The organism is Absiella sp. AM09-50 (assembly GCF_003433845.1).
Taxonomy (GTDB): Bacteria; Bacillota_I; Bacilli_A; order Erysipelotrichales; family Erysipelotrichaceae; genus Hoskinsella; species Hoskinsella hominis.
Genome location: NZ_QVFI01000007.1, coordinates 37,674 through 64,112 on the forward strand (window position 1 = coordinate 37,674; position 26,439 = coordinate 64,112).

Annotated in this window: 30 protein-coding genes and 1 pseudogene; 5 read left to right on the forward strand and 26 right to left on the reverse strand. The window is 35.6% G+C overall.

Annotated features, from left to right (window positions below):
• Positions 1–36: 36 nt before the first annotated feature.
• The 13 genes and pseudogenes from DW114_RS08130 to DW114_RS08195 all read right to left on the reverse strand — a co-directional run bounded on the left by DW114_RS08130 (position 37) and on the right by DW114_RS08195 (position 10,316).
• Positions 37–408: a hypothetical protein gene (locus tag DW114_RS08130; RefSeq protein WP_187426191.1), complete on the reverse strand. Its 372-nt coding sequence runs from the start codon at positions 406–408 to the stop codon at positions 37–39.
• Between the two features lie 256 nt (positions 409–664).
• Entirely contained in the window at positions 665–976 is a 312-nt protein-coding gene (locus tag DW114_RS08140; protein ID WP_117453279.1) for a helix-turn-helix domain-containing protein, read from the reverse strand.
• A gap of 504 nt (positions 977–1,480) precedes the next feature.
• Positions 1,481–2,260 (reverse strand): hypothetical protein, encoded by a 780-nt coding sequence (locus DW114_RS08145; RefSeq protein ID WP_117453280.1) that lies wholly within the window; start codon positions 2,258–2,260, stop codon positions 1,481–1,483.
• Positions 2,247–2,900 carry a hypothetical protein gene (locus DW114_RS08150; protein ID WP_117453281.1) on the reverse strand — a complete coding sequence of 218 codons (654 nt, stop codon included), beginning with the start codon at positions 2,898–2,900 and terminating at the stop codon, positions 2,247–2,249. The genes DW114_RS08145 and DW114_RS08150 overlap by 14 nt, the downstream gene beginning before the upstream one ends.
• Before the next feature lies 1 nt (position 2,901).
• On the reverse strand, positions 2,902–4,008 hold the full coding sequence (locus tag DW114_RS08155) for a nucleotidyltransferase (RefSeq protein WP_117453282.1): 1,107 nt from the start codon (positions 4,006–4,008) through the stop codon (positions 2,902–2,904).
• A gap of 47 nt (positions 4,009–4,055) precedes the next feature.
• On the reverse strand, positions 4,056–5,072 hold the full coding sequence (locus DW114_RS08160; protein WP_117453283.1) for a DUF6076 domain-containing protein: 1,017 nt from the start codon (positions 5,070–5,072) through the stop codon (positions 4,056–4,058).
• A gap of 556 nt (positions 5,073–5,628) precedes the next feature.
• Positions 5,629–5,829 (reverse strand): hypothetical protein, encoded by a 201-nt coding sequence (locus tag DW114_RS08165; RefSeq protein WP_117453284.1) that lies wholly within the window; start codon positions 5,827–5,829, stop codon positions 5,629–5,631.
• Positions 5,830–5,862: 33 nt separating this feature from the next.
• Positions 5,863–6,675, reverse strand: coding sequence for a hypothetical protein (locus DW114_RS08170; RefSeq protein WP_207732771.1), 813 nt, complete (start codon positions 6,673–6,675; stop codon positions 5,863–5,865).
• 344 nt (positions 6,676–7,019) lie between these two features.
• A pseudogene (locus DW114_RS08175) lies at positions 7,020–7,620 on the reverse strand (recombinase family protein).
• A 41-nt stretch (positions 7,621–7,661) separates the two neighbouring features.
• Complete coding sequence (locus DW114_RS08180) at positions 7,662–8,012, reverse strand: TnpV protein (protein WP_117453285.1); 351 nt, start codon at positions 8,010–8,012, stop codon at positions 7,662–7,664.
• A complete protein-coding gene (locus tag DW114_RS08185; protein ID WP_117453286.1) occupies positions 7,999–9,276 on the reverse strand; it encodes a relaxase/mobilization nuclease domain-containing protein in 1,278 nt (425 codons plus the stop codon). The genes DW114_RS08180 and DW114_RS08185 overlap by 14 nt, the downstream gene beginning before the upstream one ends.
• Positions 9,276–9,593, reverse strand: coding sequence for a plasmid mobilization protein (locus DW114_RS08190; protein WP_117453287.1), 318 nt, complete (start codon positions 9,591–9,593; stop codon positions 9,276–9,278). Before DW114_RS08190 ends, DW114_RS08185 begins: the two co-directional genes overlap by 1 nt.
• Positions 9,594–9,791: 198 nt before the next feature.
• Complete coding sequence (locus DW114_RS08195; RefSeq protein WP_233509436.1) at positions 9,792–10,316, reverse strand: primase-like DNA-binding domain-containing protein; 525 nt, start codon at positions 10,314–10,316, stop codon at positions 9,792–9,794.
• Between the two features lie 167 nt (positions 10,317–10,483).
• On the opposite strand from DW114_RS08195, the gene DW114_RS08200 reads away from it, so the two are divergent.
• Positions 10,484–10,918, forward strand: a complete 435-nt coding sequence (locus DW114_RS08200; RefSeq protein WP_117453288.1) for a helix-turn-helix domain-containing protein — start codon at positions 10,484–10,486, stop codon at positions 10,916–10,918.
• A gap of 111 nt (positions 10,919–11,029) precedes the next feature.
• Here the strand turns inward: DW114_RS08200 and guaA are convergent, their stop codons facing one another.
• Together guaA and DW114_RS08210 are read right to left on the reverse strand one after the other, a co-directional pair.
• The gene (guaA, locus tag DW114_RS08205) at positions 11,030–12,337 is read right to left on the reverse strand and encodes a glutamine-hydrolyzing GMP synthase (RefSeq protein WP_117453289.1); all 1,308 of its coding nucleotides are present in this window, start codon (positions 12,335–12,337) and stop codon (positions 11,030–11,032) included.
• A 116-nt stretch (positions 12,338–12,453) separates the two neighbouring features.
• The gene (locus DW114_RS08210; RefSeq protein WP_117453290.1) at positions 12,454–13,872 is read right to left on the reverse strand and encodes an amidophosphoribosyltransferase; all 1,419 of its coding nucleotides are present in this window, start codon (positions 13,870–13,872) and stop codon (positions 12,454–12,456) included.
• A gap of 234 nt (positions 13,873–14,106) precedes the next feature.
• Between DW114_RS08210 and DW114_RS22080 the strand changes: the two genes are divergently transcribed.
• A complete protein-coding gene (locus tag DW114_RS22080) occupies positions 14,107–14,292 on the forward strand; it encodes a rubredoxin (protein ID WP_117453291.1) in 186 nt (61 codons plus the stop codon).
• A gap of 77 nt (positions 14,293–14,369) precedes the next feature.
• Here DW114_RS22080 and DW114_RS08220 read toward each other — a convergent pair whose 3' ends face one another.
• The 11 genes from DW114_RS08220 to DW114_RS08265 all read right to left on the reverse strand — a co-directional run bounded on the left by DW114_RS08220 (position 14,370) and on the right by DW114_RS08265 (position 24,515).
• Positions 14,370–14,816 carry a hypothetical protein gene (locus tag DW114_RS08220; protein WP_117453292.1) on the reverse strand — a complete coding sequence of 149 codons (447 nt, stop codon included), beginning with the start codon at positions 14,814–14,816 and terminating at the stop codon, positions 14,370–14,372.
• A complete protein-coding gene (locus tag DW114_RS08225) occupies positions 14,794–15,201 on the reverse strand; it encodes a hypothetical protein (protein ID WP_117453293.1) in 408 nt (135 codons plus the stop codon). The genes DW114_RS08220 and DW114_RS08225 overlap by 23 nt, the downstream gene beginning before the upstream one ends.
• Before the next feature lie 3 nt (positions 15,202–15,204).
• Positions 15,205–15,783: a hypothetical protein gene (locus DW114_RS08230; protein ID WP_117453294.1), complete on the reverse strand. Its 579-nt coding sequence runs from the start codon at positions 15,781–15,783 to the stop codon at positions 15,205–15,207.
• A gap of 229 nt (positions 15,784–16,012) precedes the next feature.
• On the reverse strand, positions 16,013–16,630 hold the full coding sequence (locus DW114_RS08235; protein WP_117453295.1) for a sugar O-acetyltransferase: 618 nt from the start codon (positions 16,628–16,630) through the stop codon (positions 16,013–16,015).
• 9 nt (positions 16,631–16,639) lie between these two features.
• Positions 16,640–17,770: a GNAT family N-acetyltransferase gene (locus tag DW114_RS21630; protein ID WP_233509434.1), complete on the reverse strand. Its 1,131-nt coding sequence runs from the start codon at positions 17,768–17,770 to the stop codon at positions 16,640–16,642.
• A gap of 120 nt (positions 17,771–17,890) precedes the next feature.
• The gene (locus DW114_RS08245) at positions 17,891–19,567 is read right to left on the reverse strand and encodes a recombinase family protein (protein WP_117453296.1); all 1,677 of its coding nucleotides are present in this window, start codon (positions 19,565–19,567) and stop codon (positions 17,891–17,893) included.
• A 55-nt stretch (positions 19,568–19,622) separates the two neighbouring features.
• On the reverse strand, positions 19,623–20,630 hold the full coding sequence (gene rhuM / locus DW114_RS08250; protein ID WP_117453297.1) for a virulence RhuM family protein: 1,008 nt from the start codon (positions 20,628–20,630) through the stop codon (positions 19,623–19,625).
• A gap of 118 nt (positions 20,631–20,748) precedes the next feature.
• Positions 20,749–20,913 carry a hypothetical protein gene (locus DW114_RS21465; protein ID WP_187426190.1) on the reverse strand — a complete coding sequence of 55 codons (165 nt, stop codon included), beginning with the start codon at positions 20,911–20,913 and terminating at the stop codon, positions 20,749–20,751.
• Positions 20,903–22,171: a plasmid recombination protein gene (locus DW114_RS08255; RefSeq protein ID WP_117453298.1), complete on the reverse strand. Its 1,269-nt coding sequence runs from the start codon at positions 22,169–22,171 to the stop codon at positions 20,903–20,905. Before DW114_RS08255 ends, DW114_RS21465 begins: the two co-directional genes overlap by 11 nt.
• Before the next feature lie 336 nt (positions 22,172–22,507).
• Positions 22,508–23,881, reverse strand: coding sequence for a DNA primase family protein (locus DW114_RS08260; RefSeq protein WP_117453299.1), 1,374 nt, complete (start codon positions 23,879–23,881; stop codon positions 22,508–22,510).
• Positions 23,856–24,515, reverse strand: a complete 660-nt coding sequence (locus DW114_RS08265; protein ID WP_117453300.1) for a CHC2 zinc finger domain-containing protein — start codon at positions 24,513–24,515, stop codon at positions 23,856–23,858. Before DW114_RS08265 ends, DW114_RS08260 begins: the two co-directional genes overlap by 26 nt.
• Before the next feature lie 191 nt (positions 24,516–24,706).
• On the opposite strand from DW114_RS08265, the gene DW114_RS08270 reads away from it, so the two are divergent.
• Genes DW114_RS08270 through DW114_RS08280 form a run of 3 tightly spaced genes read left to right on the forward strand, consistent with a single transcriptional unit; the run spans position 24,707 to position 26,365 of the window.
• Positions 24,707–24,916 carry a helix-turn-helix domain-containing protein gene (locus DW114_RS08270; RefSeq protein ID WP_117453301.1) on the forward strand — a complete coding sequence of 70 codons (210 nt, stop codon included), beginning with the start codon at positions 24,707–24,709 and terminating at the stop codon, positions 24,914–24,916.
• Positions 24,916–25,743, forward strand: a complete 828-nt coding sequence (locus DW114_RS08275; protein ID WP_117453302.1) for a helix-turn-helix domain-containing protein — start codon at positions 24,916–24,918, stop codon at positions 25,741–25,743. The genes DW114_RS08270 and DW114_RS08275 overlap by 1 nt, the downstream gene beginning before the upstream one ends.
• Positions 25,727–26,365 carry a sigma-70 family RNA polymerase sigma factor gene (locus DW114_RS08280; protein WP_158552219.1) on the forward strand — a complete coding sequence of 213 codons (639 nt, stop codon included), beginning with the start codon at positions 25,727–25,729 and terminating at the stop codon, positions 26,363–26,365. Before DW114_RS08275 ends, DW114_RS08280 begins: the two co-directional genes overlap by 17 nt.
• Positions 26,366–26,439: the final 74 nt, after the last annotated feature.

Genomic DNA, 26,439 nt, shown 5'->3' on the forward strand with positions numbered 1-26,439 from the left:
TGTTTCTCAAACATAACTTGCTGATTCATTTCTATTTTACAAAATACCTTCACTCTTTTTTCTATAATCTTCTCTTTTTCCATCATCAGTTTTACCATACTTTCTTGAAACCAATGTGCCAATATAAAGCCCAGTTAAACTTAATAACCCATATATCAAAGCATAAATCATCGCACTACTATTATAATATAAAAAGACTGTGGGAATATATAGTAATACTACACATAGAGAAAATAATGGATGAAATGTATTTCCCATTCCATAAATCATGGAACATATAAAACTTATGATGGGTAAAACCACTAACAAGACTAACATGCCAATTCCAGTATCTTTTATCATAAGGGGAACTAAATAAAAACTTATTGCGATAATCAAAAGGAAACTCCATAATTTTTTTATCTTCATTTCTAATATCCTCCTTCAGCTTATAATAATATCGTAAAAAACAGAGGAACCAATAAAACAACAATCACACCAATGACAAATATAGCAATAACATATCCCATATTTCTTTTACTATCTACCTTGTTTATTATATATGTGTATACAAAAAGCCAAATAAGTGCGATTGATACCATGATGAAGAATTCTGGTTTTTTTGTTGCTTCTTCAATACCATATAGTATCACATTAAGGAAATTACAAATGAATAATATGATTGCTATAATAAATAGCATATCCTTACTGCCATGTTCATTGCTTGTTTTTGTTTTTGTAACTCAATTAAATTATCATCCACTTTATTTACATAGTTTTTTTCTTCTATTTTTTCACCACTCAATAAGTCGTTAACAGTGATTTTTAGTATATTACATAAATCAATCATCCTTGATGGATCAGGCAGTCCTTTTCCACTCTCCCACTTGCTTACCGCTTTATACGTAATACCTAGCATTTCGGCTAATTGTGCTTGCGTTAAGCCTTGCTCTTTTCTACACTTTGCAATAAACTTTCCAATTTTTTCTTGATCCATAATATCCCTCCTTTCAATCATTATAATTTATATGCTAAAAAATCACACCTACTATGAGTAGAATTACATATTTCTGACATGATTTCATAATCTAATGAAGTTGCATATATAAAATTTTTCTGTTGCTTCATAGATTATTTTTTATTTAAAAGGTGATTTGTACAACAATAGAATAAAAAAAATCGTCATATTAAACGACGATTTTTAGATATAAAGCTAAATTGTTACTATTCCCACTCGGATAGTATTACTTAATATCAAACATATTTGTTCACAAATAATGTAATGTTTGGATATTTTTATCATATTTTTTCTTAATTATATTGACTATACAAGCTAATGGTAGCAGAATGGTATCTCAAAAATAACAAAAACTCAAAAATATTTACTCCAAATTACCAGATACTAGAGACTTTTTGAAAAAATTCGATTCCCATAAAATCTGATATGAACGAGCTTTACTAAATTAGAAAAAACTATGAGCAAAGAGATAGTGACAATAAATCACTCATTTTTGTTACTATAAAGTAAATAACTATCTCTAATCTTATTCCACTCCATACTTAATGAATAATTTAGCTTATTAAATATTTTTTCGTTTAAGATAAGCTTCGATTCATATATGGTATTCTCATATTGTAAAATAAGTTCCAATATTCTAGGTAACAAAAGTTTAGTCTCTGTTGGATTATTTTCATATAAGTTACAAAGCTCATTTGCCTTATCATATATAATTTCAGTAGAATTTTTTAAAGAGTTTATTTTGATAGCTCGATTAAAAAAACTACTTGAGACTATAAAATTTAGTAATATTGATGAATAATCATCCATTCCATACAAGAATAATTGAACTAAAAGAATAACAAAAGCAATGGCAGAAACAACAAAATAAGGTATAGACATTCTCGCAGAAACATTAGATGTAAATAGAGCATTTTCATGAATATTTGCTAGTAACTTTATATATCCATCTATAATTGAACCATTGTTGTAATATGTTTCACTATCATAATTTGGTATTCTTTTTTCAGAAAAACTATTATCCAAAAGACCTATCTCTCGTATGACATGAGCTTTATCAAAATAAACAGAACTTAAATATGAAGCTATATATTCCATAACCAAAATAATTCCTGATATTGTCAAAAATATTTTTCCTGGTATAACTAATGTTATTCCTTGAAAAATAGCCAATACTAAGGTTATGAAACCTAAAAAATCTTGAGCAATTACAAACTTTTTAGACACCTTCATATATTTATCTTGTGGATTATTTGTTGACATTTTTACCATCCTCCGTCAATATCATATAAGCTTCATTCAAAAACATATTTTTATAATTTTCATTTTGTATAATTGGTAAAATGTAATTACCATGACAATTTCTTAGTTTTTTCTTAGAACCACAAAAGCATTGTGAATGACCTCTATACTTATTATCATAAATCATAAAAACCATTTCTTTATATTGATCTACTGTTAAATTTAGATCATTCAAATAATAATCCAATAGCCCTTTATAACCATGATTTCTATCTCCAAATGGATAAGTTTTATATTTCTCAAACCAATCCAAAGTAAATATAAAAGAGTTTACAAATTTATCTATAAATGCTATTAAAGATGCATTTTTATTTAGGAAATAAATCATTTCGCCTATTGTTGCCAAACAAACACTACCATCAGTATATATATGTTCCATATCATTAGGATAGTCAAACACATAAAACTTAGGTACGTTAATTGGAAAATTTTTCAAAACAATAAATCTTACTTTTCTGTTTCCTTGAGCAATACAACCATTGAATTCTAAGGTATATTTATATATCCCTTCAAGAATGTATTCTTTCTCATTCTCTAACATTTTTAGCAATGGTTGTTCCTCTAGTAAAACCTGTATTTCATTGAATAATTTTTCATTCATCTTATTTCATCCATGGTTTTGTCGGTTCAATGATTTTCTTTGGTGTATCAAAAGAATCCGCAAATATATTAGTATTAATATCATTATGTATTATCTGTTTAAATTTTCTATCGTCTTCAATATAGATAAAATTACTCAATACTTCAATCCAATCTTCCATAAGTCTCAATCTTTTGATTGTATATTTTTCAACAAAGTTTTCTCTTAAATCTACAGGATTTAAAACTTTGCCATTTTGCATTATAGATATTGATTTATTTTTGTAGCCAACAACAAAAGATTTAATAATTTCTGATACTGATAAAAACCATTTTTCTTTTACACAGTCTGCAACCAAAGCTGATATTAAAATAGAAGATGGTTTATCGTCACGCAAATTGCTTCGATCATAATAAATATCCCTATGTCTCTTGATAAATTGTACAGCTCTTTGCAAGTTAGATCGATAGTAATATGTTGGTATTTCTTCAACACTAGCAAATTCCATTCTAATATCAAAAGGTATACTTTTAAACTGTTCAACCTTCATATCACTTGTTAAATGCCTATTACTAATATCTAAAAACCAATCACCAAAACCTAAAGGATTGCTAGTTAACCACTCATAAATATCCTTTTTTTCAGTAATCGCAACGGTTTTTTTTACTTTAGAAATGTCAACACCTGAAAGGATTATCACATTTTTAATATCATCAATTTCATCAACTGCTGGTACCACATCCAATGAAAATCCTATTCCATTAGATACTTCTGCATATTCTAGTGTCCAACAATTACTATCTTCTTTTTTGAGTTTATCGGAATATATTCCGCTTTCTTTAATAAGATCTCCTACATCATTTTTTACTCTTTCAGCGTTTGTCTCATCTTTATTTCTCTTCAAAATAGCTAATACATCTAAATCATAATCTTGGTTTTTGCCATCTCTATATGGTTTTATTGTAGTTCCAATTAAAAATGAACCTTGTGGTTGAAAATCTGAATCAAGTCCTTTTTCACTTAAATACTTACACAATGCTATATATTTATCTCTTGCATTTTTCTCCATAGTCGGAGATAAATCTAAGTCACTTAATGAATTTAAAATATAATTGTCTTTATTTAACATATTTACACCTTCCTCTTTCTATTAAGAATTCTATATTCTATTAAAATTTAAGCTCTAGTATCGAAATTTTTAAGCCATTCTAAAAATTTTTCTGTTGTGATAGTTCCATTCTTCATCTTTTTTCTCATATTTTTAACTTCCGATGTAAGCTTTTCAAAATTTTTTTTGGCTTCTCTATTTTCAGGGTGCCTTAATGTAATCATCTTGTATTTCATATAAATTCGACGATATTCTTTAGTTGCTAAATCATTTTTTTCTTTATTAGCTCGTGTAACTTGAGCCCCTATATCCTTACAAATTTTACTTTTATCTTGTGGTGATGGATATCCACAATAAATCATATCAATACGCCCTTCAGGAACGAAATATTCACCACAATTAGCACATTTTATAAATTTTACATTTTTATCTAGACAATGTGCTGTTTCAAATAATATCAATGACATTGATGATTTGATTGTATATATTGAATGAAACTTCCCTTCGAAGTTTGCTATTTTAAAATCTATATGTTGGAAATCTATATTTTCACTAAACATCGACAAAAACACATCTACTTGATTTGCTTCATATTCTTTTTTGCTTACCAAAATAAGAAAACTGTGTTTAAATGCAACAAAACAATCTGCCCACCAATAATAGGCAGATAACAAAAGTTGTTTATTAGTTGAATTACCCGTTTCATAATATCCGCTATCTTCAAAGATAAATTGTCCAACCCTATCTTCTTTTTCAATTTCCTTAAATATAGTATCTAAATCTCCTTGATCCATTTTGAATGTATCTGTAACCAAATCCATAAATTCAAAAGTAACTATTAATGCAGTCACTGTTCCAAATCTATCTTCTAACTCTTGAACAAACCATGGGAAAAATTCAGACAATCCAGTCTCAGAAGTTTTCTCGTCTATCCTTGAATATGACAAAATAATCTCCTTTAAATCAGTAGGGCGCAATCTCGCATATTCAGCAATCATTCCACCTATTGGATATTCTTTTAGCCCTTGATACATAACAACATTTTTTTCACCATCATAATCTACTAACAATCCATCCATTTCCATTGCTACCACCTCCTTAGTTCCGCCAATATATATTAACTGATAAATTTAAATTCGTTGCACAATACATATGATATTTATTGATTGATAACATTATACACTTAAATTTGTAACTATTCAACAATCATAACCAACCATTATTAATTGATAACAAAAAAAAACGGATATATCAAGCTAAATATTGAAACTTTAGAAAATTATACAATAAAAATGCAATAGAAATAAAACGCACTGAAAACCTTATAAATAAGGGTTGCCAGCACGTCTCAGACTACTCCCACTCGGATAGTATTACTTAATGTCAAACATATTTATTCACTAATTACATATATTTTTACTATTTATACTATACTTTTCTCTCAATTGTATTGACTATATAAGCTAACGGTCGCAAAAGCATTATAATTCTATACGTTTTTATATTATATATGTAATATGCTCATTAAAATTTCTATTTACTAATATTAAAATGACCGATAAAGATTAATTCTTAATGAATAAAGGCTTTAAGTCAAACAAATTACCTAAAGCCCAAAGTCAAAATCTATAAATTGTTCACTTACTCAAAATCCTCATATTCCTTTTTTAATCTAGCAGAATACTCATCTTTTGTTTCATCAGTATACAAATACTTTTCTAAAGTATCTGCACTACATCTTCCCTCATTAACATCTTCTAGTGTTTGTTTTGCAGCTTCTTCACCAAATTCATCCAATAATTTACAAAAAGTAGTTGCATCTAACTTGTTTTTCTCTGACATTTTTCCTCCCAATTAACCTCTAGTTTTATAAAATCATAATTCTGTTAAAGCATTTAATATTGCATCTTCTAATGCTTTTTGTTGTGATGCAGTTAACTCTCCTGAAGTACGTATAATGATTGATCCATATACAGTATGTGCTCCACCAGATAAAATTCCACCATCGAATGCAGATAAATAGTCATTTCTTTTTTTGGCTTCTGACACAGTTTTATATACCTCTACACTTCCTCCACAATCAGTTCCATCTTCAATCACATCACCTGTAAATAAACCATACTCATCCTTAACTAAAGGTGATGAAAAATATACTTGTGTAGTGTAACCACCTGGCTTATTTAAATTACCATTAGGATCTTTTTCTTCAGTGACTGCTTCAATTTTATCAATATCTTTTACATTTTTTAACCTTTCAATTATGAAATCGCTTGTAGGATTTAATAGCAATTCATATTTTTTTCTACTATCTTCTAATAGCTTTTGAGCGCTTTTTAAATCATTAATTTCTTCCGTAATATCAATCGCCTCAAGTACCTTTGTTTTTTCATTAATATCCTTTACTTCTCTAGGCATCTTAGGAATATCTATTTCAATTTTTTTTGCACTTTCAATAGTATTTTTTAAAGAAGTTTCAGTAGATTTATCTAATTCCTCTTTATCAAAACTTAATAACTCTTCAGCATTTTTAATTTCTTTTTCTTTTTCTTCAATTTGAAGTTCAATTCTCGTAACTTGAGCATCAAACAGTTCTTTTGCCTTATCATATTCGGGATCTGATTTACAGCCTGTTAGTAATGGGCATACTAACAACATAATAACCAAAATCTTTGAAACCATTTTTTTCATTTTATTTAACTCCTTTCATATCCCTCTTTCACAAGTTATTTATCCATTACAATTTGGACAACTACTATATTCTGATTCATCATATACAGTTCCACAAAAAGGACACATTGTCATTACATTCACCTCGTTTTCTTGTTACTATATGTGTATACATTCTAAATTGTCTAAATAAAAATTCAATTTCAAAATAGTGTAGGTTTCTGTAAAATTGCTTTTTTATTCTTACAAAGACATAATAACACGAAATAGTCTAATATTCCATATTTAAACGCTTTTTCACAAGCGTAATTTAGTTGTATTTTATGTGTCAAAAATCTACACATTTCTGCAAATTTGCTTTTTTTCTATAATATAGACTTTTCGTAAACTTCTGCTCTATATCTAAATGTTGACATTGGCATATCACACGCTTTCGCAGCAGCAATGCCTGTAATTTTCCCATTTTTCCACTTTTGATAAATATTATGAAATTCTATAGGCAATGGCTTAGGGGGGCTTCCAAACCTAACCCCTCTAGCCTTTGCTGCTGCAATTCCTTCGGCTTGTCTTTGTTTAATATTTGTTCTTTCGTTTTCAGCTACAAATGATAAAACTTGTAGGACAATGTCACTTAAGAAAGTTCCCATTAAATCTTTTCCTCGACGTGTATCTAATAATGGCATGTCTAATACTACAATATCAATTTTCTTTTGTTAAAATACGCCATTGTTCTAAAATTTCAGCATAATTACGCCCTAAACGATCGATACTTTTAATATATAAAATATCATCTTTTTTAAATTTTTTTACCATTTTTTGATATTGTGGCCTTTCAAAATCTTTACCAGATTGTTTATCTATAAATATCCTTTTTTTATCTATCTTTAACCCTTTTATTGCCAATAATTGTCGATCTTCATTTTGTTCTTTTGTGCTTACTCTAACATAAGCATATGCATCTTTCATGAAAAATCCTCCCTTACGTAAATTGGAAATATCAAATAATATCAGTTATAGATATATTCCTTCAAAATTATTTCTTTCACAACATTATCAATGTTATTCATTTGTTGAACCCATTCCATTTGGTTGTGTGCTTTTAATTCTTCAGTAACATTCCATTTAGTTTTATATTCTTCAACAAGTCTATCATACATTTCATTGACTTCTTTATCTACTTGTTCAAGATAAGTTGATAATTCATTCTTAGCCATCAATGAAAATAAATGTCCTTGTTCATTTTCTTTTAAATATTTAATTTTCATTCTTGCAAAATATGAATTTGCTTTTACTTCTTCAAGTCCTTTTAAATTTGGAAATAAACAATCATTCACTTCACTATAATTAATATCTTTCATATCTGTTTTTACCTCTTTCTTCTTGAATGTTTGATATTGTTTGTTCCATTTGTTTAGAACGTTTTTCAATACCATTACATAATTTCATTTGTTTTCTTAATTCTTTAATTTCTTTGGAATAAGACTTTGTTTCAGTTTGTAATTTACTTTTAAAATCAGTATCCTTACAACGTCTAATTCTGTTATAAAGTTTTTGTCTTTGTTCTAACTTTTCTTTTAACTTAGTTTCAATATTCAATTGAATTTTTTCTAAATCATCTATTGTTTTAATATCATATTTAAACATTAAAATCGTTTGATCTGATATTTCATCCATATGTTTTAATGCTTGATAATACTCTTTGCTATGCTTAAATCGTCTTGAATTTGGTTTAGGTAAAATACCTAGTACATATTGATAATGTATAATTAATTTTTGAAATCCAGTTAACTCTCCACGTTCATATTTCTTACACCAATAATCAATATCAAAGTTTTTCTTATCATATATTGTTTGTATCTTAATTGGATGTCCTAATATTCTTTCTCGAATACTTTCAAATGTATAACTATTACCAAGTGATTTTACTCTAATAAATTTACTAGATGATACTTGTCTTATCTTAAAACCATCCTCAGCCCCTTTAACTTCAAACCCCATTGTATCCAATTCTTTCACAAAACTTGTGAATGTTAAACTAATTGAAATTGCATAATCAATAGATTCTTTTGCTAATTCTCGTAAAGGTTTTTCTCGGTAATAATTATCTTTTTCTTTTGTTTTATCAATAACTGATAAATGATATTTTCTACATAAGTCATCTGAAACTTCTCTCATATTATGAATATCTTTATTAGTATTACAATATCGTTTACCATCAACACATGAAGTTGCATTAATCAAAAAGTGATTATGAATATGTTCAGTATTTAAATGTGTTGCAACAACAACTTCAAAATGATCTCCCCATAATTTATTGGCAAATTCAACTCCAATTTGATGTGCAAGTTCTGGCGTAACTTCACCTGCTTCAAATGATTGATAACCATGAAACGCTAATATTTCTTTATTATCATTAAACTGTTTCTTCGTATTAGTCATTGAGGAATACGGATCATGATACACACAGTTTATGCAAGTTACATATTCCTTTTCAAATGTCTTTTTATCATTCGTTACATAATCAACAACAGTTTCTAGTGCAACAGTTTTCTCTTTGTTTGATACATAATCAACCATATGGTCTAATCGACTTCTCACTGCCCATATACGTGTTGTAGCCATTATTTTATCGGTGTCCTTACTTGTTTATCAAGATTTTTAATCATGTCCTCTAGTTGATTTAAAACAGTTCTTACATCGGTTTCTAATATCGGTTGTTGATAAAGCTGTCTAACTAATTGATTTAGATTGACTCCTATATGATTAAATTCATTGATAAGTTTATGATATTCAAGTGGTGGTTTTTCTTTTGGAACAATACCACTTATAAGTGAACGAATATATCGTTCTCGACTATATCCTGATTTGATAACTCTGTCATTTAACAATGATAACTCATCATCATTTAGTCTAATTTTAATATTATTTCTACTTGCCATCAGCATCAACTCCTTTCTCATGGGTATTAGGGCTACCCTAACTTGTGTATTTCGTCCCCGAAATACGTTGCTTGCTAATACAATAAGACACGATTTTAGTCTTTTATCATATGATTCTTTCATTATGAAACATCAAGATATACCGGGTATACTGGTATATGCGTATACCGATATACCTGGTATATTGCTACATTTACTTTAGATTGGTTCATATCCTCGTAAATGTACTTTTTGAATTTTCCCATCATCTGATTCAACATTCTTTGTTGTATCAAAGTATTTATATACACCACTAGAAACAGCTGAAAATTGTTTTGAAAAGTTTGCCACACTTTGAGGAGTTACATAATTATCCTTACACCAAGTAATATAAATAGAATAAATATCTCGTGTTAATGTTCTCTCATTTAAAGGTTTCATATCCTTGAAGAATGAATAAATAGGAGAAGATATATTAAAAAACAAATCCTTCATATCATGATCATCTTGAATGTCTAGAAATCTATCAAGAACACATAATTTTTTATATCCCTCATAACACCAATTAAAAATACCTGATAGATTTTTTGCTAACCTTTTTTCTAGATTTCGATTTACCTTCTTTTGATGTTCTCCTTTAGGTTCATCAACGTATTGATTTACAAACTTCACATAGGATAATCGTCGAATAAATCCATAATTGATTTCTTTTGAATAAGGTATTTCATTTAACGCAAATATCAATTTGGCTCTTGGTTTAAAATTATAAAAATCTTTATCCTTATAACATGCCGAAACAGTTTCACCAACAACTACCTTTTTGTTATCGTCAATAGAAATGTGAACTTTTTTGTTTAATATTTATTTTAGATATGATATACTAGTAATAACGAATGGTGGTGAGATAAAAAATGAATATAGGAGAAAGAATTAAATATGTACGAATGCTAAGAGGAATGCGACAAGAAGAACTTGCCGGCAAAGTAGGTCTTGGTTATAACGAAAATGGTCGTACTCGTATCTCTCAATATGAAAATGGGAAACGAACACCTAAAGAAGATATGCTTGAAAAAATCAGTGAAGCATTAGATGTTGAATCATATTATCTAAGCACAAAAGAACATACGGCAATTTTGGACTTCATTTTTATGTTGTTTGATTTTGATCAAGACAACCTATTTAATATTACAAAAGAAAATGAACGTTACTTAATAGACTTAGACTATAACATCTTACTTGATGACTTAATGGAAGAATGGATGCAAAAAAAAGCTGATTTAAGAAGTGGTAAAATCAGCAAAGAAGAATACATAGACTGGAAAATTAATTATACTGGTAAAAAATAACTAACTATTAAAATATACATAACTAAGTCTAGTGGTATCAAAACGGTATCAGAACAACCCTTAAATATGCAAAAAACGCCCATTTCTAGGCGTTTTTTTCGATTTCAATTGTTATTCCCACTCAATTGTAGCAGTAGGTTTTGGTGACAAGTCATAACAAACACGATTGACATTTGCTACTTCCTTCAAGATACGATCTGTAATCTTCATCAACACTGGCCATTCAATCTGTTCGATTGTCGCAGTCATTGCGTCGACTGTATTTACAGCACGAATGATCACAGGATACTCAAAGCATCTTGCATTATCTCTAACACCAACAGATTTGAAATCAGGTACAACTGTGAAATACTGCCAAACTTTTTTATCCAATCCGGCATTATGGAATTCTTCTCTTAAAATTGCATCCGCTTCACGAACTGCTTCTAAACGTTCTTTTGTAATTGCGCCTAAACAACGAACACCTAAACCAGGTCCTGGGAAAGGCTGACGGAATACCATTTCATCAGGCAATCCTAATTCTAATCCACATGCACGCACTTCATCTTTAAATAACATACGTAATGGTTCAACTAAAGAGAAACCTAAATCTTCTGGAAGTCCACCAACATTGTGGTGAGATTTTACCATCTTAGCAGTTTTCGTACCACTTTCTACGATATCAGGATAAATTGTACCCTGTCCTAAGAAGTCAATACCTTCCAATTTGCGTGCTTCTTCTTCAAACACACGAATAAATTCAGCACCAATGATTTTACGTTTCTTTTCTGGATCAGCAACGCCTTCCAGTTTGCCTAAGAATCGCTCACTTGCATCTACATAAATCAAGTTTGCGTCTAACTGGTTTTTGAAAACTTCTACAACACTTTCAGATTCACCTTTTCTCATCAATCCATGATTTACGTGAACACATACCAGTTGTTTTCCAATGGCTTTGATCAATAAAGCCGCAACAACAGAGCTGTCAACACCACCTGATAATGCCAGCAACACTTTCTTATCTCCCACTTGTTTACGAACCAATTCAATCTGATCTGCCACAAAGTTTTTCATATTCCAGTTTGCTTCAGCCTTACATGTATCAAATACAAAGTTCTTTAAAACATTCAAACGTTCTTCTTTATCATCAGACCACGCATCCATTGCATTTTCGCATTTTGCTAGTTCATGACCTACTGACATTACAGGATAACCTGCTTCATATACATGCTCACATACATCAATACGCACGCCATCTACGATATGATTAGGTCCGCCATTAATGATAATACCTTTTACATTTGGAAGGTTTGTTAGTTCTTCTTTTGTGATATCATGTGGATAAATTTCACTGTATACACCTAATTCACGAATTTCTCTGGCAAGTCTAGTGTTTTCTTCACTACCTAAGTCTAAAATTACAATCATGTCCTGTTTCATTAGTTTTTCTCCTATCTTTTCATCTTCGCCTATAGTTTATCACATTTGATAAATCTTTACATATATTTATGTGGAAAAAGACAGATTAAATTTTACATAATCTGCCTTTCTATAATCTAATCTTCGTCGTCTTCTCTACCATCAAAGCAATATGTACAAAGTTTACATTTTTCTAATCCAATGGCTTCTACCATATCATCAATACGGTGATAGCGTAAAGATGTGAAATTTGATCTTTGACGGATTTCTTCACACATATTATTATAACGTTCACTATCTGGATCAGCATATTCTGCAAGTACTGCATCAGATACATCATCACCCTCCAGTTTACGGATAACACGGCGTGTAATCAAATCCATTTCAGAACTTGAACGTGAGAAATTCAAATATTTACAACCAAAAATAATTGGTGGACAAGCAGGGCGAACATGTACTTCTTTTGCGCCACTGTCATATAAGAACTCGGTTGTTTCTCCAAGCTGTGTTCCACGTACGATGGAATCATCGATCAGCAATAATCGCTTATCTTTAATCAATTCCTGAACAGGAATCAATTTCATTTTCGCAATCATAGAACGCTGTGCCTGACTGGTTGGCATAAAAGAACGTGGCCATGTTGGTGTATACTTAATAAATGGACGGGCAAATGGAATGCCTGATTGATTTGCATATCCTACTGCATGTGCAATACCTGAATCAGGAACACCTGCAACACTGTCCACATCAACACTATCTCGTTTTGCTAATAATTCTCCACAGCGATTACGCATACATTCTACATTTACACCTTCATAAGTAGATGTTGGATATCCATAGTAAACCCATAAGAATGAACAGATTTTCATCTTATCCATTGGTTTTTGTTTAACTTCAATACTTGATGGTGTGATAAATACAATTTCACCAGGTCCTAAATCACGATAATGGTGATATCCTAAATTTAAGAATGCGCTACTTTCAAAAGTTGCACAGAACCCTGTAGGTTTTTCACCTAATACAATTGGTGTTCTTCCTAAACGATCTCTTGCGGCATAAATTCCATCTGGCGTCATAACCAGAATGCTCATACTGCCCTTTACCAGATTTTGAACATAACGCAATCCATCCACAATTGTTTCTTCATGATTAATAAGTGAAGCTACTAATTCGGTAGGATTTACCTGACCTGTACTCATTTCCAGAAAGTGTGTTACACCTCTTTCAAAGCATAAATCCTGTAACTCAGCAATGTTGTTGATTCGTCCAACAGTTGTGATGGCAAATGATCCTAAATGAGATTTTACCAGCAGTGGCTGTGCTTCGTTATCAGAAATACATCCGATACCTAAATTTCCTTGAAATTCATCAATGTCTTTTTCAAATTTTGTACGGAACGGTGAATTTTCAATGTTATGGATGGCACGGGCAAAGCCTTTTTCTCCGTGGATTGCCATTCCACCTCTCCTTGTTCCCAGATGTGAGTGGTAGTCTACACCAAAGAACACGTCTAATACACAATCTTCTTTTGAAGCTACTCCAAAAAAACCGCTCATAATTACCTCCAATTAAACTCTCTTTTTGTTTTGTACAAACGTACATTACAATTTTACTCTATTTTTTGTCTGATGAATATAGAAATGTAAAATTTTGTGAAAAAATCTTTTGAATCGTCAGATTGCATACCCTTTCATCCCTGATTTCTGATTTTTCTTCAAGCATTCTACATGACAGAGCGTTTTTTTTCCTATATAATACAATCGCAAATAAAGAAAGAGAGGACATTGACTATGGAATATATGTGTAGTGTATGTGGATATATCTATGATGGAGAAGATTTTTTAAAGGAACCAGCGGATTATCAATGCCCATTATGTGATGCTGGCAAAGATGAATTTCGCCCACGTAAAATTGAAAATGAAGTAAATGCCGCTACCAATGAATATCATAAAAAAGTAAAAAATACACAAGAATAATCTTTCGCCATACCCCCATTCATTTTAATGAAAAACGAAAATGATCGTGCAAGCAAATTAGCCTATACGATCATTTTTTATAATTCTTCAAAATATACAATTTCTTCTTCGGTATCACAAAATCCACTTGCAATCTCATACAACATATCTTCAAATCCACTATTACCAATAGCATATTGTTCCATCATAGAATCCATCACCATTTTTCTAGCATTCCAAGAAATATTTTTCTCTTTGCCCATTTTTGATAATTCCCATAATAGGAAAATAGCATCATCTTCTTCTCTATAATCGCCACCACCATATTCATTGAATGCCATAACTGTTGGCAATATTCTTTCATCCCATAAATTTATAAATTCAGCATCTTGTGCTTCTTCTTTACGCTTTTGATCATTCTTTTCATACCAATCGTTAATGAGCTCCTCGCCTTCTGGATTTAATTTTAAAAGCTCATATATTATTTGAATACAGTCAGTTTTTAATGCATTTTCCAGTAATTTATTTAGTGTTTTTTTCTCCATCTAAAACTTCCTTTACTTTCTCTTTCTTTTTACATTCCATACAGACAATATGTGTCGCATATCGTTTTTCTACGACTTCATTACCACTTTTTGAAAAGCGTAACATTTTCTTTGTTTTCTTATGGCGATAGCATGTCCAGTTTTCTTTATAGCCATTTTTCATCGCATATTGATGATATGCCTTTAAAAAAGTATTCAAATGACCTAGATTAGATCCACAAACTCTTTCTAAATATGGAATTTCACCTTTTTGCCATCGACTAACATCTTTAGGATTTAACCATCCCAAAGATACCATCGTATCAATACAAGTAGCATATCCTCTTTGATATAATTGTTGTCGTATCGAAGCTTCTGTTTTTGATGTAATCTGTTCCTTATTCATAAATCACCCATTGATCTCCTTTTTCAATTCTTTGTATTTTTCCTGTAGTTTTTTTCTTGGTGTTACTTTTTTTGCGACAGCCATATACTCATATACATCCACCCAATCTTCATCAGCTCCAAAAATATCAATATAATCCAGCATTTTATACATTGATACTTCTTCATCTTTTTCTTGATCATATTTCAGATAATCATCTACTTCTTTTTTACCAATGCCAAATGCTGTTAAAAAGATGAAAATCAAGTCATTATATTCCCTCATAACGGAAACTAACTCATAAGGTCTTTGATATTTAGATTTATATTTTTTTAATTTATCTGATACATTTTCACGCATGATCTTTGCGATTCTGATGACATCTTTTCTTTGCTCTTCCAATTCATAGTTTGCTAATAATCTATCATATAATTCTATATGCAATGTCATAGAATCTAAATCTATATTACAAGCCAATTGTATCATTAATTTAATTGCTTTATCATCTAGTCCTAAAGGAATCATTCTTTCAATAATACAATTATATAAATCTACCTGACTTATATAACCAACAGAGCCAAAAGGATCATCTGTATCAAACAAATATACGCCACAAGCATTTGTTAATAATTTATATTAATAACATTTTATATACTTCCACAAACGCTTCATTTACCAATTTCACATCTTTATCTTTTAAAGTATCTCGTAATTCTTTTACTTTCATATGATTATTCCTTTCCATTGGTTTTTTATATCATATCATGAACATAATTTAACCACTATGCCATTTTATATAATATTTGCTTCACTTTTATCAAATGATTATATTTCATAATTTCGTATCTTCATCTTCTAAATATTCCTTCATTTCTTTTTGCCAATACGCCTTATCTTCCTCTGTAATTTTCCGTATTATTCTGCATGGATTTCCAGCCGCGATTACACCATCACAAATATCATTGGTTACCACGGAGCCAGAGCCAATTACCACATTATTTCCTATTGTCACACCTGGATTAATGACAACATTTCCACCAATCCATACATCATGACCAATGGTAACACCTTTACCACATTCAAGTCCCATATTTCTAACCATGGCATCAATTGGATGTGCAGCAGTATAGATACTTACTCTTGGTCCTAAAAACACATGATCGCCAATTCGTACTTCTGCTTCATCCAATATCAATAAACCGGTATTCGCAAAAAACTGCTTTCCAATATAAATCTGTGCACCCTTGTCACAAAAAAATGGTGGAATGATATTGGCATCCTCTTCTAAATGACCAAAAATTCCCTTTAAAATCCGCATACTTTCTTCTTGATGATCATATGGCAATGCATGGAATTTCTCTAAAGCTTCCCGACAATTCTCCCAGGCATGATCTTGTATATGATATGGATTATATAGTTTTCCCGCCAGCATTCGTTGTTTATCATTCATTATTTTTCCTCACTTTTCTCTAATCTTATTTTCTTTCTGCATTATATAATTTGTCAACAGGATTCCTTTACGTTCCACCTGCTGTTTTTTTACCACCTTATATCCTCTGTTTAGAAAAAATGGCTTTGCGGTGATCGATGCATGAGTAGAAAACATTTCAGCATTACTTTGCTTTTCTAATCGATTACAAAGCTTTGTAGCAATGCCTTCATTTTGATGATCCTTATGTATAAACAAATGATCAAGATATCCATTTTCCTCCATATCCGCAAACCCTAAGATTTCCCCACATCTTACATAAACCAAAGTGGTATTTTGTGATAAATGCTCATTCCATACCTTCTCATTCGCTTTACCATCTGCCCATACATCCAATTGTTCTTTTGTATAATCTTTCGCATTTATATGATGAACTGTTTCATAAAACAAACACAGAATTTGCGATAAATCTTCCTTTTGATAAGGACGTATCCATTCATATTCCTTCATTTCTATCTCCTTATACCATTTCTGTTCTGTATCAATATCAACTTGGTATTCATAATATTCTTCTGAAGCATCTAATTGTTCACGATTTCCTCCACATTCCATAAATATCCTTTTTGCCTTTTTCAGATTGTCATTATATTCTGTTTCATATGCTGGTATCTTTAAAAGGATTGTGAAAAAAGCTGATAACAAACCTGTCTGAAAATATAAAATCAATTGTGCCTCCTTTATATCTCCAGCCTGTAATTGATCGAAAAATGGTATGAAGGTTAAACAAAAAATAACCAGCAAGAACAAGCAAAATTCATCATGATCATTTACCGGACTATCATGACGTTCCTTTATTCCCCCATTTAAAGACCTGTAATATCGACCAGGATATAATATAAAGCTGCTTTTAACCCATGGTTGATCTCGTTTCATACTACCCGCATATCCTATAACTGTAACAATGCTTTTTACAACAACATAACTAATCGCAGAAATCCCCATTCCCTTTAATATATCTATCTTAAATTCTCCAGTAGTCATCAACACTGCAATGATATGAAAAAATATAATAAATCCGCTGACTATTATAAATCTTGTCTTCTTTGCTTGTATGACAGGTAATATATAGAACCTTATCGTTCGCATAAACTTCGCTATCATGATATCACCTCATCGCTATTATAACATGTTTTTATATATGAAATATTTGGAAGCTTGTTTTATTAACTTTCCTAATGCGTAAAAAAGATGCAAGCCATCCATACCTGCATCTGTTAGTTCTTATCTTCTTTGTAGTAATACAATACTTTCAACGTGTGTATCATTGTCCAAACTCATTTCCATATCTTCCTCAATAATCGGAAGCTTGAATTTGATAGATTTGAGCCACTGACCGTTCGGCTGCCGTTCCTCGTAGATATGGATTTCGGAGATCAGTGATTCCATAATCTTTCGCTTCTCCTGCTCATCCATGACGGCGTACAGCTTTTCAAAATAAATCAGCACTTTGTAGATATTGTCAGCAGTGAGTTTCTCTGCTTCAATTGCCATTTTCTTTGCTCTGGCTTCAATCAACAGATTCTCTGTATCTTCTATCTTATCATACATCTTATAAAGGCGATCATCAAGGTCTGCTTTACGCCTGATGTAGTGCTTATCATCCGGGTCAAGGGTATCAATCTCATCAATCAAACGAGACTTTGTGGCATAGCTCTGACGGAGCTGCTTTTCATAATTGGCAATCTCCTGCTCAATGGCAGAGGTGTCTATCTTCATATTGATTTTTTGCTGCATCATCGCCGCAAACTTCGGATTGCTGACCAGCTTGATAATAACCTCTGCAACGGCACTGTCCAGCAGTTCTTCATTGATTTGCTTCTTGTATTCGCATTTGTGACCCCGAGTCATGTTGCGATGTTTACATCCATAATAAAAGAAATCCTTATATTTTGTGCCGTCTGCTTTATGCTTGATGCTTTTATTGCCGTACATTCCGGCTCCACAAATAGGACATTTGAGTAATCCGGTCAGCAGGTGTACCTTATTATCTTTGCCGTTGTTGACTTTTTCATATTTTTTCGCCTGGGCAAGCAGTTTTACCTGTGCTTCGTGCCAGAGTTCTTCTGATACAATGGCTTCATGCAGACCATCAACCAACAGATAATTTTCCTGCTCCACAAGTCGGTAATCATTACGAGTTCCATGTACCTTTTCCGTTCTTCTCCTGCCGTAAGCGATTTTACCGCAGTAAACGGGGTTTTTCAAAATTCTGCGAATCAGTGCTGCATCAAACAGAGGATTTTTTCCATTCTGTCTCTGAATCTTATTGATACCGTGATTGGCAAGGTATTTCGCAAGACCATTTGCCCCCATATCGGTATGCACATACTGGTCAAAGATAATGCGGATTGCTTCGGCTTCTTCCTCGTTGATATACAGCATACCTTTCTCCAATTTGTATCCGTAGGGAGCAAATCCGCCGTTCCATTTACCCTCACGTGCTTTCTGGATTCTGCCCTCCATCGTCTGAACACGGATATTCTCACGCTCAATCTCAGCAACCGCAGACAGCACGGAAATCATCAGCTTACCGGCATCCTTGGAGGAATCAATGCCATCCTCCACACAAATCAGATTGACACCGAAATCCTGCATCACCTGTAAGGTGGAAAGCACATCTGCCGCATTTCTGCCGAAACGGGATAACTTAAACACCAGCACATAGGACACGCCATCCTTACCGGACTTAATGTCCTCCATCATGCGGTTAAATTCCAATCTGCCCTCGATGGACTTTCCCGATTTACCGGCATCCTCATATTCACCAACAATCTGGAAGTCATTGAACTCAGCATAGGCTTTCATTCTTGATTTCTGAGCATCTAAGGAGTAGCCGTCTACCTGAACGGCAGTAGATACTCTCGTATAAATATATACTTTTATTTTTTCTTCTTTCATATCGCCATCCTCATTTGTGCCACAGCTTGTGGCATAATTCAGTTTTCATCATCCGTTACTCTTTGCCGTCAGTTTTCTGTTCCAGCATTTTAATGGAATTTAGGTAATCTGTTTCCACATCACTGAGCGTTCTTGCCTTGTATTTTCGATATTCATCTGTGGCTTTATCTACCGCCTGTTTATGAGAAATGCTTCCATTTCCTATTAAAAGCTGTTCTCCGCTCATGGTAAGGATGCGATCCAGATGTTCTGCCCAATCCTGCATGGTCATTACCTGTTCACGCTCTGCCTGACGCTCCGCAAAATCCAGATAACCGGATACGAGCTGTCCCATAGCACGAAGCTCTTTCTCATCCAGATAGTTTTTCGCAATAACTGCTTCTTTGAGTGTGGGCTGATTTCCGGCGAAGGTGGTCAGTCCCATGAACTCTTTTTCCGCATCAGCTCTGCTGTAAATCACTTCTGCCGCAGTCTGTCCGTGAATGGCATAATGAATTTTGTTCTGAACTTTTTTGAAGAACCGGATAGAAATTTCCGCTTTCGGGTCATAGTCAATGCTGGTGGCATAGATTTCAAGCACCTGACGATAAAATACCTTTTCCGAAGCACGAATGTCTCTGATTCTTTCAAGCAGTTCCTTAAAATATCCACCGCCGCCCAGATTTTTCAATCGTTCATCGTCCATGGCAAAACCTTTTTTCATATATTCTTTGAGAATATTGGTTGCCCAGATTCTGAACTGTGTGCCACGCTTGGATTTTACACGATAGCCAACGGAGATGATAACATCAAGATTATAGTAATCTACATCATATACTTTTCCGTCAGCGGCAGTGTAGGCAAATTTTGCCCAAACTGATTCTTTGACCAGTTCGCCTTCCTTAAAGATATTTCTAACGTGCTTTCCGATAACGCTTCTATCTCTCTGGAACAGTTCTGCCATCTGGTCAATGGATAACCAGACGGTATCTTCATCAAATGTGGTTTCAATTTTCGTCAATCCATCTTCTGTTGTGTAAATAATCATATTGGATTTTTGATTCATATCGTCATAATTGTTCACCGAAACACCTCATTCCTATTTGTGCAACGGGGTGTTGCACTTTTGTTCTATGTAGCTCTATGCGTAGAGAATAGCAGCTCCCACATAGAGTTTGGACACTTATTCCACGTCTATTATATCATTGAATTTTTGTTGAATCAATAGTGTCCTTGGATTCTTCGGAGTCATTTTCTTCCTCCAAACAAGACGGCGGCTCCGGAAGATTATCAATATCCAGAACCGCCGCATATTTCTCTATTAAATTTGCAAGTAAATCGGCAAAGCCATTCCAATTATCTGTCAAAGGCAATCTCCTTTCTTTTTCGTCCATGCTCCTGCTTAACGTCCTGTACCTCTTTTCCTCTTGCGAGGATAGCAGAAAGAAAAGCCCTTACCTTTTCCGATGCAACTTCCACTGCATCCAGATAAGGCTGGGCTTTTTCTTTCAGGTCAATATATTTCTTTTTCCAGATACCAGCATCTTTCTTGGCTGTTTCATATTTCTGCTGGTATTTCAATTTCTCCGCTTTTTCAGCAAAGCTGCTGACAGCATAATTTTTGAGAGTACGGCACTCATCGGGTGTCAGAACGATGTTCCCGGTAAAAGATTTCTTACCCATCGACTCCAGTTCCTGAACCGTCACCGCTATTCCGGTTGCCGCCTTGGTCTGCGCTTGTAGGGATTTCAGCTCCTGCTTTTTCTTTTCCGCAGCCTGTGTGGCATCATCAAGCTGTGCTTCTTTCTGGGTCAGCTCCGCTGTCACAGCTTCCAGTCGCTGCTTTTCCTGTGCTACCTTAAACCGGGTCACGGTCAGATGTTCCTCGGTGCTGTCACGCTCTCCACGCTCCACATCGGTATATCCGGCAGCCCTCATGTGCTGGTAAAAATCATCCTGCAAAACAGAGTAGGATTTTCTAAGGACAGGCTTACCATTGGCTTGCAGGATTGGTTTTCCGTCCTCGTCCATAGCAGGCTTGGACAGCCACTTTTTACTGCGGCTGACCTGCATAATGGTTTCCTTTACCGTTCCTCTGAGAGCTTCATCCTTGCAGCGTTTCGACCACAGAATCTGTTTCTCCACCACCGGAACATAGACCACATGAAGATGATAGTGGAACACATCCTTGCCAAGTGCTTCGGACATAGCCCGGTTGATCTCGTCAGCGTGCATGACTGCCGAGAGGATATACTGCTCGCCGCCTACAATCTCTACAGCGGATTTATAGGCATCAGCATAAAACTGTTTGGCAAATTCATAGCCGCCGTGGTTATCAAAGTAAGCAGTGTTCACATCAAAGACCATCTCATTGAAATGGACAGCATCCGCTTTCAGACCTCTGGTGGAAATGATGTTGTCAGCTTTCATCTGCTCAAACATCTCTGCATAGCTCCCGGTCGGTTCTTTGAAGTGTACGTTGAGAGAGCTTCTTTCCGGGATAATATCTTCGTTACTGTATATTTCTTTTTCACGCTCGTTGTGTGCCTGGGCATCTCCGATGTCTTTATCTGCGACATCCATATTTCTTGCACAGGTACGGTCAACTCCGTCATTTCTTGCCATAGCATTTTTCCTTTCTTTGGGATTTGCAGACAGGGTAGCTTTGGAGAGGCACTTCTGCGGAAGTGTAATAACCCACTATGACACTTTCATCCATACTGGCTGCAAAGTGCCGTGGGCTCTCCGAGGGGGAGTGCGGTCGCTGCGGCGACCTCTGCCGAACACCGGAAAGTTGTCTGCTCATCTTTCCAATGTCCGGCACGGACGGCTGCTGTTTTGCGAAACTGCCCCGTCCGCTGACAGAAAAAAGACGAGCTTTTTCTGTCATTGGGGTACGTCACGATGGTTTTATATAGGAGTGATTTCCGGTTGTACGCTGTGTACATACGTACCAAAAAATCAATCCCGCCATTCCTCCGGTACGTACGTACACGGCGAAACGTCGTAAAACCCATTTATATTCGGGCGGGCAACGGCTTCAATTCCCATGAAGCCCCACACCCTGCGCCCGGCAGAGTTTGTAATTTTATTGGTGTGTTCCAGATTGTAGCGACTTAAATTTGCTACCACACTGTCACTAAAGCTGCGGGATTTCAGGGGCGGCAGAGAGTTTTCTTCACACCACATCCGATAGATTTCGTACAGCTCCTTGGAACTGATGGACGCATCTGCTTTCAGACGGATGTACCCCTCAGACTCTATAAAGTCGAAAATATTGTTGTTGTCACGCTTGACAGACTCTCGGTTTGCTTTGGTGCGCTCACTTTCTGTGAATTTGAATTTGTTGCCCACCAAACGCTGTAACCCCTCAAACGCCCACAGGAAAATCCCCTCTACTTCGGCTTTCATCTTCTCAGCAAGGTCGGGGTCATCCATTCTTCCGGCAGGCTTTTCCTTGGTGGTCAGCACAAGCTGGCGACGATAGAAGCCGTCACTTCGGTCATACAATGCCTGCAAATCTCCGTTGGAGAAAGCCAGCAGACGAGCGAACATCCAGCCCTGATAGCTCTGTTTCTTCTTTTGTTCCAAATCCATCTTTCCTTGAGCTGTCACAATGGATTTGACATAGTTGGTCTGACGCAGAGCTTCCATTCGCATATCATCATCCACGCACAGGAGAATATGCTCCAGATCGGCACGGGCAAACTGGTTCTCAGAGATTTTTCCAATGCTGCCGTCTTTCATGGAGCTGCCCAGCATTTGTCCCAGCACTGCACCGATTTGGGATTTACCCTCGCCGCCGTTGCCCTTAATGACCATCATCCGCTGTCCCTTATTGGAGGGAATCAGGCAGTAGCCGATAAACTCCTGCAAGGTGGGGATGTCCTCTGGGTAAAGCAGACCATCCAGAAAGGAAAGCCACAGCACAGGCTTCGGCTCATCCGGGCGATAGAAAAGCGGGAGCCTGTTTCGCACAATGTCCGGCTTGCCCTCTATAAAGGTACCGTCCAGCATGAGCGTCCCGTTTGCCAGATGAATCCTGTCCTGTTCCGGCGGGAAGTCCTCCACATGAGCCACCAGCTTCATAATTTCAATGATGTTGCTGATTTTGCGGGGAATGTTGTTCACGGCACAGTATTTCAGTTCCTCAAAGATTTCCCCACGAAGCGTCAACTCATCTGTAACCCTGCCGTCGGGTGTAAAAAAAGCTCTGTCTACAAAGATAATCTGATGTTTACTCAGAAAATCTTCGCAAAACAGAGCTTCATTGATACTCTTGCCGTCAAACCAAATCGGCATATTCATATCAGGCAATTTCCTGTTCTCTGACATGGCAGCGCACCTCCTTTTTCTGCTCGTCCAGTCGTGCTTGCATTTTTGCAATCGTTCCGCCTGTCAAAAGTTTCTTGACGGTATCAGCCCTTTCTTCCTGATCGCTCGTAAGGAGCAAATCATTCAGATACTCCACATATTCCAGCTTGTGACAAGCTTCCACGAACCTCTCATCAAGCTCTCCCTCCGGTGCTTCGGGAGCATATCGCTCTTTCCAATCCTCCAAAAGATGAAGATACCCGGACAGCACATTCATGCAGAGAAGCTCGTCCTGCTTCAACTGGTTCACACGGGGACGGGGCTTTCTGACCTGTGTTACCACAGACGGTCGGCTGGTGTCCAGCCCGAAGTCCGCAGCCAGTCTCTGTGCCGCTTCATAAGCGGACAGACCAAGCAGCCTTGCCGTGAAGTCCACCACATCCCCGGTAGCCCCGCAGCCGAAGCAATAGAAGTAATCCTCGTTCAGCTTCAAGCTGGGGTGTCTGTCGTCGTGGAACGGGCAGCAAACCATCCCGGAACGGTTGATTTTCAGCCCATAGTAGTCGGCGGCTTGTCTGAGCGTGACCGCCGCCTTGACTGTTTCAAAAATGTTCATTTGCGTAACCTCCTTGATTTTTTCGATGGTTTTTTTCATCTGCCTGAATATACGCAGAAAAACGCTTCAAACCGAAAAATCAGGCACTTCCGCAAGCAAAGCAAAAAGCCGCCCTGAAAACTTGCAAAAATGCAAGTCCGGGACGGCAGTGTTCACACAAAGTTGGTTGATATTGTTCCGTAAATAGAATATAATTGAAGTTACTATGAATCAGGAGGGACGATACAGAAATGAAATACCTGTCTACATTTGAAGTTGCCGAGAAATGGGGTATCTCTCCCCGAAGAGTTGGTATTCTCTGCAATAATGACCGTATCCCGGGCGCACAGCGGGCAGGAAGCCGCTGGATCATCCCGGAGGACGCTGAAAAACCGACAGATGCCCGCATTAAAAGCGGAAAATATATCAAACAGAAAGCTGACAGAGAGGAGGAAGCATAATGGCAGATACTTATTTACCCGCCGATGTCCGAAAAAGAATCGTTGATGTGATGAGAGAACGCAAGATGACCCAGCGAGAGCTGGCACTGCGTATTGACGTGAACGAAAGCACAATCAGCCGCTTCCTCAGCGGAAAAACTGAGAAGCTGAGCGAAGAAAGCGTTATCCGTATTGCCAGAGTGTTCAATGTCTCCACGGACTTTATCTTAGGTACGACCGTAATCCCCGACAAAAAGAACTACGATATTTCCGAACTGGGGTTATCTGTGGAAGCTGCAAAGAACCTTTATACCGGAAAGGTCAACAATGATGTTGTCAACCGTCTGCTGGAAAATCCCCGCTTTGCCACGGTTACTTATATGATCGCACAGTATCTGGATGATACCCTCGCAGGAGGATATGCCGCACAAAACCAGATGTTTGCTACTGTTGGTTCTCTGCTATTGGGGCAGAACCAAGCTCCCGAAGCAGTACAGGCAGCCAGAACCGCCAATGCCATGAAAGTTCCTGCTTATCAGGCAGACCAGACCACGATACAAAACACTTTTATGACAGTGGTTAAGGAAATCAAAAAGGAAGCAGGCAGCGATTTAGCCGCAGCAAGGGCAATTAGCAAGGAAGCCACAGAAAAGATGTTTACCGAGCTGACCAAGGGGCAGGATTCGCCCATTCCAACCATCACGCCGGAAGCAGTTGTTGACGCCATCACAGGTAGCATTTCCGGTGTCGATGGAGTCAATCAGGAAGCTCTGGACAACTTTAATCATGCCCTGCTGGGGCTGATGCAGACGATGGTTCTGCCGGAAGATGATGGACAAGATAACTAACGAACAGCTCTGTATTGCGGCGCAGGGCGGCGACAAATGGGCAGAAAACGCCCTTGTAGAGAACAATCTGCGGTTCATCCGAAAGACGGCATACGAGATTTGGAGCGCACAGCGGGAATTGAATGTTGCCCTCGGCATTGAACTGAACGATTTGGTGCAGGAGGGTTCATTGGGGCTTTTGGACTGCATAAACAGCTTCCAGCCCGACTATGGAAACAAGTTTCTGACCTATGCTGCCCCGGCAATCCATAATGCCATGCTGGACTACATTCGCAGGCAGAATCCCACCTTTGAAGCCAAGAATCTGGACTGTATCATCCGTCTGGATGAGGTTAAAAAGGATGAAAATCGGGGACAGCATGAGTTTATAGCTGATTCCAGAGTACAGAACCCAGAGCAGATTTTCATTGCCAAGGAAACCCACGAAGAAATCCATACAGCTCTGCAAATGATTGATGAACGAGAGAAAGCCTATCTCTGGTATCGCTTTGGCTTTGAAGATGATGTTCTCCATCCCCTGAATGAAACAGCGAAGCACTTCCATCTGTCAGAAAGCAGAGCGAAGTCCACAGAAAAGCTGGCTCTGGATAACTTCTGGCTGGAACTGCCGTGGTGGTACTAAAAACGGTCTGATTTTTACAGACGTTCTTCATATTGTAAAGCTGAAACAAAAATAACAGAAGAAAATGGCGAATG

What these genes read in the sequence shown, in the direction of transcription:
- DW114_RS08130 (WP_187426191.1), bottom strand. Translation starts at nt 408, where the DNA reads ATGAAGATAAAAAAATTATGGAGTTTCCTTTTGATTATCGCAATAAGT.
- DW114_RS08140 (WP_117453279.1), bottom strand. Translation starts at nt 976, where the DNA reads ATGGATCAAGAAAAAATTGGAAAGTTTATTGCAAAGTGTAGAAAAGAG.
- DW114_RS08145 (WP_117453280.1), bottom strand. Translation starts at nt 2,260, where the DNA reads ATGTCAACAAATAATCCACAAGATAAATATATGAAGGTGTCTAAAAAG.
- DW114_RS08150 (WP_117453281.1), bottom strand. Translation starts at nt 2,900, where the DNA reads ATGAATGAAAAATTATTCAATGAAATACAGGTTTTACTAGAGGAACAA.
- DW114_RS08155 (WP_117453282.1), bottom strand. Translation starts at nt 4,008, where the DNA reads ATGTTAAATAAAGACAATTATATTTTAAATTCATTAAGTGACTTAGAT.
- DW114_RS08160 (WP_117453283.1), bottom strand. Translation starts at nt 5,072, where the DNA reads ATGGAAATGGATGGATTGTTAGTAGATTATGATGGTGAAAAAAATGTT.
- DW114_RS08165 (WP_117453284.1), bottom strand. Translation starts at nt 5,829, where the DNA reads ATGTCAGAGAAAAACAAGTTAGATGCAACTACTTTTTGTAAATTATTG.
- DW114_RS08170 (WP_207732771.1), bottom strand. Translation starts at nt 6,675, where the DNA reads ATGAAAAAAATGGTTTCAAAGATTTTGGTTATTATGTTGTTAGTATGC.
- DW114_RS08180 (WP_117453285.1), bottom strand. Translation starts at nt 8,012, where the DNA reads ATGAAAGATATTAATTATAGTGAAGTGAATGATTGTTTATTTCCAAAT.
- DW114_RS08185 (WP_117453286.1), bottom strand. Translation starts at nt 9,276, where the DNA reads ATGGCTACAACACGTATATGGGCAGTGAGAAGTCGATTAGACCATATG.
- DW114_RS08190 (WP_117453287.1), bottom strand. Translation starts at nt 9,593, where the DNA reads ATGGCAAGTAGAAATAATATTAAAATTAGACTAAATGATGATGAGTTA.
- DW114_RS08200 (WP_117453288.1), top strand. Translation starts at nt 10,484, where the DNA reads ATGAATATAGGAGAAAGAATTAAATATGTACGAATGCTAAGAGGAATG.
- guaA (WP_117453289.1), bottom strand. Translation starts at nt 12,337, where the DNA reads ATGAAACAGGACATGATTGTAATTTTAGACTTAGGTAGTGAAGAAAAC.
- DW114_RS08210 (WP_117453290.1), bottom strand. Translation starts at nt 13,872, where the DNA reads ATGAGCGGTTTTTTTGGAGTAGCTTCAAAAGAAGATTGTGTATTAGAC.
- DW114_RS22080 (WP_117453291.1), top strand. Translation starts at nt 14,107, where the DNA reads ATGGAATATATGTGTAGTGTATGTGGATATATCTATGATGGAGAAGAT.
- DW114_RS08220 (WP_117453292.1), bottom strand. Translation starts at nt 14,816, where the DNA reads ATGGAGAAAAAAACACTAAATAAATTACTGGAAAATGCATTAAAAACT.
- DW114_RS08225 (WP_117453293.1), bottom strand. Translation starts at nt 15,201, where the DNA reads ATGAATAAGGAACAGATTACATCAAAAACAGAAGCTTCGATACGACAA.
- DW114_RS08235 (WP_117453295.1), bottom strand. Translation starts at nt 16,630, where the DNA reads ATGAATGATAAACAACGAATGCTGGCGGGAAAACTATATAATCCATAT.
- DW114_RS21630 (WP_233509434.1), bottom strand. Translation starts at nt 17,770, where the DNA reads ATGATAGCGAAGTTTATGCGAACGATAAGGTTCTATATATTACCTGTC.
- DW114_RS08245 (WP_117453296.1), bottom strand. Translation starts at nt 19,567, where the DNA reads ATGAAAGAAGAAAAAATAAAAGTATATATTTATACGAGAGTATCTACT.
- DW114_RS08255 (WP_117453298.1), bottom strand. Translation starts at nt 22,171, where the DNA reads ATGGCAAGAAATGACGGAGTTGACCGTACCTGTGCAAGAAATATGGAT.
- DW114_RS08260 (WP_117453299.1), bottom strand. Translation starts at nt 23,881, where the DNA reads ATGTCAGAGAACAGGAAATTGCCTGATATGAATATGCCGATTTGGTTT.
- DW114_RS08265 (WP_117453300.1), bottom strand. Translation starts at nt 24,515, where the DNA reads ATGAAAAAAACCATCGAAAAAATCAAGGAGGTTACGCAAATGAACATT.
- DW114_RS08270 (WP_117453301.1), top strand. Translation starts at nt 24,707, where the DNA reads ATGAAATACCTGTCTACATTTGAAGTTGCCGAGAAATGGGGTATCTCT.
- DW114_RS08275 (WP_117453302.1), top strand. Translation starts at nt 24,916, where the DNA reads ATGGCAGATACTTATTTACCCGCCGATGTCCGAAAAAGAATCGTTGAT.
- DW114_RS08280 (WP_158552219.1), top strand. Translation starts at nt 25,727, where the DNA reads ATGGACAAGATAACTAACGAACAGCTCTGTATTGCGGCGCAGGGCGGC.